This is a genomic window from Tabrizicola sp. (assembly GCF_051645465.1).
Classification (GTDB): domain Bacteria; phylum Pseudomonadota; class Alphaproteobacteria; order Rhodobacterales; family Rhodobacteraceae; genus Tabrizicola.
On record NZ_JBOFBI010000071.1, the window covers coordinates 1 to 9,213 of the forward strand.

The following is a 9,213-nucleotide window of genomic DNA, read 5'->3' on the forward strand; positions in this document are numbered from 1 at the left end:
AGGTCAGCGTTTCCTTTTCGGAAGGCCGCGCTTCACGCTTGAAAAAGCCGCCAGGCACTTTGCCGGCGGCGTAGTATTTCTCTTGGTAGTGGACCGTCAGGGGGAAGAAGTCCTGGCCCGGCTTCGCGGATTTCGCGAAAGTCACGTTGGCCATCACCTGGGTTTCGCCCAGCGTCGCGATCACCGACCCATCGGCCTGACGCGCAACTTTCCCCGTTTCCAGTGTCAGCGTCTCGCTGCCCCACTGGATGGATTTTTTCGTCACATTGAACATGTATCGTTTCCTCTGAGGACCCGGCCCCTGCCGGTGCCCTCGAACATCTGGCGGCCCCATTGCCGCCTATCCCCCGATCCTTCGCACGGGCCCCGGGGGCTGGCCTCACGTCTCAGATGGCGGGGGCCATACAGGAATTCGTGTCAGATGGAAAGCGGGGACGTTGCTGCCGGTCGACCCGGTCAGAAAACGGCGTGTGCGCCGCGGTCGTCTTGGACCTCGCCGCAGAGGAGGGCGGCGTAGTGGTCTTCGAGGCGGTCGGTGCCGAATTCGGGGGTGGCATCGGCGTCGTATCGGTTGGCTTCCGGGTCCCATGCCAGCATGGATTCGGTGGCGTAGTAGCGCCCGATGCGGGCGAGCTCGGCTTTGGCGGCAAGGCGGGGGGAGAGGCGGCCGAGGGTGGAGAGCGTGGCGATGATCCCGGACATGAGGGCGAGGGGCACGCGTTTGACGCGGACGGGGTGGCCGGTGAGGCGTTCCAGCATCGCGACCTGATCCATCGGGGTGATGGCGGGGCCGGGGCCGCCGATGGGAAGGATGCGGTTCCGTTTGTCGGGGTCGGTGAGGCAGAGGGTGAGGAAGCGGCCGAGGTCGTCGTCCGAAATGGGCTTGCAGGCGGTGAGGCGGCCGTTGCCGAAGACGAGGAACGGGCGGCCCTTTTGGACGCGGGCGACCTGGCCGGAGAGTGATTTGAAATAGGCGGTGGGGCGGACGATGGTCCAGTTTAGCGGGGCGGCCTGAAGTTCGGCCTCGAAGGCGAGTTTCGCGTGCTGGAAGGCGAGGCGTGGTTTCTGGACGCAGATTGCTGAGAGGAGGACGAAGTGGCTGGTGCCGCTCTGCACTGCGGCTTTCAGGGCAGCGCTGTTAGCGCCATGGTCGACGGCCCAGGCATCGGAGGGCGCGCCGGTGCGGCTGGCGAGGCAGGAGACAACGGCATCGAAGCGGGTGCTCGCGAAGGCGGCTTCCAAGGCCTTTTGGTCGGTCACCTCGCCCGGGATTACGGTGCATCCGGGGAGGAGCCCGACATTCGCGGAGGGCCGAACCAATGCGGTGACCCGATGCCCCGCGGCTTGAAGAGCATGCGCCGTGGCGCAACCGATGGTGCCGGTACCGCCAAGGAGAAGGACATCAAGCGAGGTCATGCCGTCAGTCTAGATCAAGATCGAATCGGACGGAACGTGATCGGGAAGGCGCTTCGCAGGTTTCCCATCGCAACCTCCTCGAGCACTTCGTGCACTCGTCGGAGGGCCACAGCGAGGAGTGCACGAAGTGCTCGAGGAGCGGTTCGGACGGGTCCAGACGTGGTCTGGCATCCGGAACAGATCAATCACCAGGCATTCGCTGGCCGCTGTTGGCGCATGAAAAAGCCCGGTCGCAGCTGGTGCGACCGGGCGGTGATACCGAAAAGGCCGTCAGATCGCCGACTTGATCCAGTTTTCCAGCGCGGCTTTCGGGGCGGCGCCGACCTTGTTCGAGACGACCTGGCCGTCCTTGAACATGAAAAGCGACGGGATGCCGCGCACACCCAGGACAGCGGGGCTGTCGGGGTTTTCGTCGACGTTTACCTTCACGATCTTGACCTTGCCTGCGTATTGCGTGGCAAGCTCCTCAAGCGCCGGGCCGATCTGACGGCAGGGGCCGCACCATTCGGCCCAGAAATCCACGACGACCGGGATGGTCGACTTGCGGACTTCGGTGTCGAAAGTGGCGTCAGTAACGGCGACGGTGGCAGCGCCCATGATCCTGTCTCCTGAGGGGATTTGTCAGGCATTGAAGGTATGGAGCCGGACCTCGAACGTCAAGGGATCGTGGTGCGGAGGAAGGCCTGCCTCACGATGTCGGGATCGATGGGCATCAGGTGGGGGGTCCTGGTCCAGAGGATGGCGGTCTCGATCCGGCGGTCGGGGTAGATCTGGGACAGGATATGGGCATAGGCGCCAAGCTGGCGGAGGATGCCTTCGGGCACGGCTTCGGGCCGGTCGGGGACGACGGTGTTGGACTTGTAGTCGATGATCAGGATGCGGTCGGGGTCGATGATCAGGCGGTCTATCTTGCCTGCCAGGATGCGATCACCCCAAAGGGCGGTGACTGCGGCTTCGGCGAGTGTGTCCGGGGCGAAGAGGGGTGCGAGGGTCGGGTCTTCAAGAACGCGTCGCGCCTCGGCCAAGGCGTCGGGCAGGAAGGCTGGGTCGGGGATGAACGAGGCCGCAAGCTCGGGCCAGAGCGCAGGCAATGCTCCTGGGAGGCGCTCAAGCAGAACATGCACGGCCGTGCCGCGTTCTTTGGCCTCCGCCTCGGCTTCGCCGGGAAGCGCCTTGGCTCCGCCGAGATCGGAGGGTGATAGGACCTGGACGGTGCGCGGGGCTTCGGGGGCTGGTTGGGAAGCGCAGGGCGGCAAGGGGACGTCCACCGTCACGGGCGGCGTGCCTGCAACGGGGAGAGGCCAGTCGCCGAAGCTGTGACGCAGGGCGCCTGCGGTCAGATGGTCAGCCCCCGCCGCTTCGACCCCGGCGCGGATGAGGTTGTGCCAGCAATCGTCTTGCGTCGTCTTGCCCGCCCCGGCGACGACGAGCCATGAGCGCGCGCGGGTCATGGCGACGTAGAGAAGGCGCAGGCGTTCGGCGGCTTCGCGGGTCCGGCGGGCGGCGCGTTCAGTTGCGATCAGCGGGGGGCTTTCCTCTTTCGCGACTTTCCAGACGGGGGGGCCGTCGGGCAGGCGGTAGATCTCGCCACCGTCCTTGTGCGTGCGGTCGCAGGTGTCGGGCAGGATCACGATGTCCGCCTCCAGCCCCTTGGCGCCGTGGACGGTCATCACCCGGATACGGTCGCCTTCGCCGTCCAGCTGGCGCTTCACCTCGATGTCGTCGGTTTCCATCCAGGCGAGGAAGCCGGTCAGGCTTGGCACTTCGGAGGCCTCGAAGGCCAGGGCCTGGCTGAGGAGTTCGTCGATGCCGTCCTCGGCCTCGGCCCCCAGCCGCCCGATCAGTTTCCGGCGCCCGTCGTGGCGGTGGAGGACCCGTTCGATCAGGTCGTAGGGTCGGAGGAAATCGGCTTGGCCGCGCATGTCATTAAGGAAGTCGTTGGTCTCGGGGTGGCTGTTGTGGTCGCGTAGCGCCTCCCAGAGATAGCCCTTGCGGGGGTGGGCCAAGCGGAAGAGATCGGCCTCGGACCAGCCGCAGAGGGGCGAGCGGAGGACGGCGGCGAGTGAAAGGTCATCCTCGGGCGTGTCGAGGAAGGCGAGGAGGGCGGAGAGGTCCTTGACGGCAAGCTCACCCCCCAGCTTCAGCCGGTCGGCGCCGGCGATGGGCAGGCCAAGGGCTTTGCAGGCCCGGATCGTTTCGTGGAAAAGGTCGGACCGGCGCTGGACCAGGATCAGGAAATCGCCGTAGCGGATGGGCCGCTCGGTTGGTCCGCCGTGGCGGGGGGGCTGCGGGATCTGCTCGCCGCCTTCGACCCGGTCGCGGATCCATTCTGCGATGCGTCTGGCCAGGGCGACCTGGGGGTCTTCGGCATGGGGGGCGTCGACCGGGTCGTACCAAGGGGCGGGGTCGTCCTTTTCGGCCTTCTCGATCACCGGCCAGATGTCGACCCGGCCGGGAAGGCCCGTGTTGAACGCCTCATGATGCGAAGCGCCGCCGAGCGCGGTCGGATCGGTGGCGCGGAAGGTATGGTCCACCACCGACAGGATCGCCGGGGAGGAGCGGAAGGAATGTTCCAGCGCGCTTTCGACAAGGGTTGCTCCGCTGGCGAGCCGCGCGCCGAAATGGCCGCGCATCCGGTCGAAGGCCGCGACATCGGCGCCCTGGAAGGAGTAGATCGACTGCTTCTTGTCGCCCACGACGAAAAGCGTGCGGGGGCGGATGTTGGCGCCTTCGCCTGCAATAAGCTCGGCGGCGAGGGCTTCGATCAGCTCCCATTGCTCGGGGCTCGTGTCCTGGGCTTCGTCGACAAGGATATGGTCGATGCCGCCGTCAAGCCGGTAAAGGACCCATGCGGCGAGCGAGGGATCGGTCAGAAGCCCCTTGGCGCGGGTGATGAGGTCGTCGAAGTCCAGAAGGCCCTTTGCGGACTTGCGGGCAGCGTATTCGGGCAGGAAGGCGGCGGCGAAGTCGTGGAGGGCCAGGGTCTTTTCGGCGGCAGCGAGGGCGATGCGTTTGGCGCGGGCAGCTTCGACGCGGGCCATCAGGTTGTTGAGGGGGTCGATGAGGTCGCCGAGGCGGGGGCGGGTGTCTTTGGTCGGGAAAGAGCCGATCTTCGCGGTGAAGTGGGTTGCGGGGTCTTTGCCGCCGTCTTTGGTCAGGAGCCAGTCTTCCAGGATAGTCAGGGTCGAGGAGGCGGGAGCGGTGAAGTCAAGCGGACGGAGAGCGGTGGCGGCCTTGGCGTCGGTGACGCTGCCGCCTGCCAGGACATCGACCACGCCCGACATCCAGCGCGCTTCGTCGCCGAAGAAGACGTCCGCCAGGATATCGCCTTGCGTGAAGCCCAGCGGAAGGTCGTAGAGCGGCCAAATGTCGGCGGCCCCGACGGGTTTGGCAAAGCCCGCGCGCTGGCTGGAGATCTGTTCGACGAGCTTGCCGAAATCCTCGCCGTTCTGGACCTCGGCCAGTCGGCGGACCACGCCAGCGGAGGGGCCGTCGGCCAGTTCCTCGACGATCTCGGCCCGCATCAGCTTGGCCGCGCGGTCGTCCATCTCGGCGAAACCGGGGGGCACGCCTGCCTCAAGCGGGAAGCGGCGGAGGAGGCTGCCGCAGAAGCTGTGGATCGTCTGGATGCGCAGACCGCCGGGTGTTTCGATGGCACGGGCGAAAAGCTGGCGGGCGCGGGAGAGGCGCTGGGCGGTCAGTTCCTCCTCGCCCAGCTCTTGGAGCGCGTCGCGCAGGTTGGCGTCCGGCTTCATCGCCCATTCGCCGAGGCGGCGGAACAGGCGGTTCTGCATCTCGGACGCGGCGGCCTTGGTGTAGGTGAGGCAGAGGATGTGCTGGGGCTCGACCCCGTTCAGCAAAAGCCGCGCCACGCGGTCGGTCAGCACCCGCGTCTTGCCCGAGCCCGCGTTGGCCGAAAGCCAGGTGTTGCGGGCGGGGTTCGCGGCGGCGATCTGGCGGGCGGCAGCGGGGGTCATGCGACGTCCTGCGGGGTGGGGTCGTCGGTCAGGTCCCATTCGCCGAAGCGCGAGAGGTGATCGAAGTCCGTGGTGTCCCTTGTCGACTCCAGCGCCCGCCTTGCCGTGTATCCCTGGCTTGGGCGGGCGTAGCTGCCGATCAGTTTGGCGAACTCGGCCCAGACCTCGGCCACTTCGCCGGGCTGAAGGTCAATCGGCACCGTCTTCAGCTCGGCCTTCAGGCCGACATAGATCACCCGCGCGACCTCTTCGGGGCCAAGCGCCTTGAACCCGCCGTCTTCGGCCATGGCTGCGAGCAGCAGGAGCTGCTTGTCGAAGTGCTTCTGCTGATCCTTCGACGGCGGGTCGCCGGTCTTGTAGTCGATGAGCAGAAGGCGCCCGTCTTCCAGGCGGTCGATGCGGTCGGGCTTGCCGGTCAGGGTGAAGTCGAGGCCGGGAAGCCGGACGGCGCCCTTTTCCTCCAGCAGCACAGGGGTGCCGCCGGTCGAATTGGAGAAGTCGAGGAAGGCATCCGCCGCCTTCGCGATACGGGTCCGCCAGATCGTGCGGGCAAGGGGCCAGGCGACACGCTCGGCAAGGACGGCATCGGTGATCGCCATCAGCGCATCGCGCCCGCCACCACCGTGGCGCAGGTAGATCTCCAGGATCTCGTGCAGGACGTTGCCGCGGAGGCGGGGGTCGGCCTCGGGGCGGAGGGGGTCGAGGGGCTTCAGCTTCAGAACATGCCGCGCGTAGATCGCGAAAGGGTCGCGGATCAGCGTCTTGATCTCGGTCACCGAGAGGCGTTTGGGCCGGGCCGTGACCGGCGGGCGGGGCGAAGGGCGCTTGGCGGCTTCGACCTCGGGCGCGCGGTCGAAGGCCTGGGCCATGTGCAGCCAATGGTCGCCGCGTTGTCGCATGGCCGCCAATGCCTCCGGGCCCTGCCGGGCGGGCAGGCCCTCCATCAGGTTCACCAGCCGGTTCAGCCAGCGCGAGGGCACCGTTTCCGCCTCGGCCCCCCGCTTGGCGCGGGTGAGGATCACCTCTTTCGCGGCCACGGCCTGCTGGTAGTCATGCGCCGAAAGGCCGATCCGGCGTTCGGGCAGCAGCAGCTCCGCCGCCTTGCGCATCGCGCGGTTCAGCCAGGGATCGGGCGGGGTCTGTGCAGGCCAGATGCCGTCGTTGAGCCCGCCCAGGATCACCAGATCAGCCCCCTGCACGCGGGATTCGAGCGTGCCCCAGATCATGATGTTGGGGTGGACGGTTTCGGTTTCGCGGACCTCGTAGCGCTGGAGGAGGCCGTGGAACAGGGCGGAGTAATCGGCGGGGGTCATATCGCCCCCGGCGTCTGCCTCGCGCTGGAGGTCAGTGAGGGCTTCGAGGGCTTTCTTTCCTGCTTCCTTCTCCCAGAACTCGCCGGAGCCGGTTTCTGCAAATCCTCTGGTCAGGGTTTCGGTGATGTCGAGGTGTCGAGTGACAAAGGCCTGAAGGGGCATCCGGGAGGTGGTCTCATGCCCGCAGAGCGTTGCACCCACGATCCGCGCCCAATCCTCGGCACGGTCGATGCCGGAAGCTTCGGCCCAGTGCCGCAGAGCCTCTGCCGTGGGGAAGGCAGGGCCATTGCGGCGGAGGTTAAGCTCGAACTCGCGCGTCAGGATCAGGTGCGGGCCTCTGCCGGGGCCGGAGAAGGCCAGCGGATGTTTCAGCAGCGCCAGCAGCGCGTCACCCGTCAGTCTCTGCCCGAACAGCGCCGCCACCTGCCGCATCAGCCGCCCCGGCGCGGAAAGTGCCAGCGGCCGGCCGGCGGAGTCGTCGGGCCGGATGCCCCAGCGGTCCAGCGCCGCTGTCACCCGGCGCGTCAGGTTCCGGTCGGGCGAGATGAGAGCAGTCTTCGTGCCGTCCTCGGCCGACTGCCGCAGGATCAGCGCGATCGCCAGCGCCTCGGCCCGCTCGCCGGGGGCTTCGATCAGGGTCAGGCCCTTTGTCACCGGCGGCAGGTCGGGCAGGTCAGGCCCCTCGGTCAGCCAGTGGTCGGTGATCGGCGCGGGGCGAAGCGAGAGCGAGATCAGCCGGTTTCGGCCCGGTTCAGGGGGTTCGGTCGTTGTCCAGCGTTGCACGGCGTCGGGGCCGCACTGAAGCCCCTCCATCAGCCGCCGGAAGCGGTATTGCGGATGATCCTCGGCGGTCAGCGCGTCGTTCATGCTGTCCCAGACCGCCTTGGGCTGGTCAAAGTCGAAACCGGGCAGGATCACGGCGCCGCCGGGTAGCCGGGCCACCGCCTGCATCAGAAGTGCGGTCGTGCCGCGAGAGCCGGTAGAGCCCGCGAGGATCACGGGATCGCCGGGCGGTTTCGTAGCCCAGTCAACGGCCAGATCGGTGACCACCTGCCGTAGAAGCGCCTCGGCGTCAGATGGACCACCGCCGATAGCCTCGGCGACGATGCCGAGAAACGCCTGGGTTCGCGCCCAGTGCGCCGAGTGGTTCGCGACATCCAGCGCCGCGATCCGTTCGGGTAGGACGCCCTCGCCCTGCATTTCCTCCATCAGGGCGGCAAGGCTGTCGGCCAGATCGTAGAGCGCTGCGCGGGGGAACTGGGTGGTGCCTGTCGCGAGAAGCCGGTCCAGCAGCACCGAAAGCTCCAACCGTCGGCGGAGGGGCGAGATCGGCGTGGGAAGCGGGGCGTTCGACAGCGCCGCCACCTCGGTCACCAGAAGGAGGCGCGGCAGAAGCCGGGGGCCCTGGGCTTGGAGGCATTCGATGACCCGGCGGCGCATGCGCTGGGTGTTCACGATCAGCGTGACCCGCGCCAGCGCTTCGGGCGGCTTGTCCGACATCCGGTCCAGAAGCCCGGCCACCAGTTCGGACGGGAAGTCCACGCCGGGCGGCAGGGCGAAGAGGTTCAGGATCGGGTCAGCCATGCTGGGCATGCTGGAGGAGCCGTTCCGCCTCGGCAATCCCTTCGGGTTGGCCCACGTCGCACCAGCCGCCGTCATGCACCAGACCGTAGGCAGTGCCCGCCGCGATCATCTCGTTCCAGCTGTGGTTGAACGAGAACACGTCCAGCGGGGTGGCCGCCACCCGGGCCGGGTGGATGATCTGTGCCCCGATGTAGACCTGGTCCTCGCCGCCTGTCCCCCGCGAAATCCGGCCTTCGGTATCAAGCCGGAAGTCGCCCTTCGGGCCGTGGGCGAGCGTCCGGTCGAGCGGTAGAAGGAGGAGGAGCGCCTCCATCCTGGTCCCGTCCCAATGGGCAGCAAGCTCCAGAAGGGGGTTTGCGCCGGTCCAGATGCCGTCGCTGTTCAGAACGGCGACCGGGCCTTCGCCCAGAAGCGGGAGCGCGGCCTTCAGCCCACCGCCAGTTTCGAGGATACGATCCCGCTCGTGGCTGATGGTCACGCCGCGCCCTGCCAGGTGGGCTGCCATCTGGTCGGCCCGGTAGTGCGTGTTGACCACCACGCGGTCGGCAGCCGCAGCTTCGGCGACCCCGAGGGCATGGTCGATCAGCGCGCGGCCGGCGACGGGGATCAGCGGCTTCGGTCGGTCGGCGGTCAGCGCTCCCATCCTGGTGCCGAAGCCTGCGGCGAAGACCATCAGCGGGAAGGGGTAGGTGGGCATTGGCGTTCTATTTTTTCCTGGAGGGCGGGGGTGGGTTGGGGCAGAAGCGTGTCGCAGACGGCACGCAGGTCGTTCAGAGCCGGATGGGCGAGGTTCCGCTGCAGCTTGCCCCAGACGCGGGGGATCAGGCGGAGGTACTGCGGTTTCCCGGCGACGAGGCAGAGCCTAGAGAAGACGCCCAGAATGCGCAGCGCCCGTTGTGCTCCAAGCGTGGCGTAATGGGCGG

Annotated in this window: 5 protein-coding genes and 2 pseudogenes; all 7 read right to left on the reverse strand. The window is 67.5% G+C overall.

Features of this window, described 5'->3' with window-relative positions; all coding sequences use genetic code 11:
• Positions 1 to 274, reverse strand: a pseudogene (locus ACRCSW_RS04135) (polyribonucleotide nucleotidyltransferase); the annotation flags it as partial.
• Between the two features lie 182 nt (positions 275 to 456).
• The gene (locus tag ACRCSW_RS04140; RefSeq protein ID WP_438702833.1) at positions 457 to 1,416 is read right to left on the reverse strand and encodes an NAD(P)H-binding protein; all 960 of its coding nucleotides are present in this window, start codon (positions 1,414 to 1,416) and stop codon (positions 457 to 459) included.
• A gap of 270 nt (positions 1,417 to 1,686) precedes the next feature.
• The gene (trxA, locus tag ACRCSW_RS04145; RefSeq protein ID WP_438702835.1) at positions 1,687 to 2,013 is read right to left on the reverse strand and encodes a thioredoxin; all 327 of its coding nucleotides are present in this window, start codon (positions 2,011 to 2,013) and stop codon (positions 1,687 to 1,689) included.
• Positions 2,014 to 2,072: 59 nt separating this feature from the next.
• On the reverse strand, positions 2,073 to 5,393 hold the full coding sequence (addA, locus tag ACRCSW_RS04150; RefSeq protein ID WP_438702837.1) for a double-strand break repair helicase AddA: 3,321 nt from the start codon (positions 5,391 to 5,393) through the stop codon (positions 2,073 to 2,075).
• Entirely contained in the window at positions 5,390 to 8,290 is a 2,901-nt protein-coding gene (gene addB, locus ACRCSW_RS04155) for a double-strand break repair protein AddB (RefSeq protein ID WP_438702838.1), read from the reverse strand. Before addB ends, addA begins: the two co-directional genes overlap by 4 nt.
• On the reverse strand, positions 8,283 to 8,987 hold the full coding sequence (locus ACRCSW_RS04160) for a nucleotidyltransferase family protein (RefSeq protein WP_438702840.1): 705 nt from the start codon (positions 8,985 to 8,987) through the stop codon (positions 8,283 to 8,285). The genes addB and ACRCSW_RS04160 overlap by 8 nt, the downstream gene beginning before the upstream one ends.
• Positions 8,963 to 9,213 (reverse strand): annotated as a pseudogene (locus ACRCSW_RS04165) (aminoglycoside phosphotransferase); the annotation flags it as partial. The gene ACRCSW_RS04160 and the pseudogene ACRCSW_RS04165, both read right to left, overlap by 25 nt.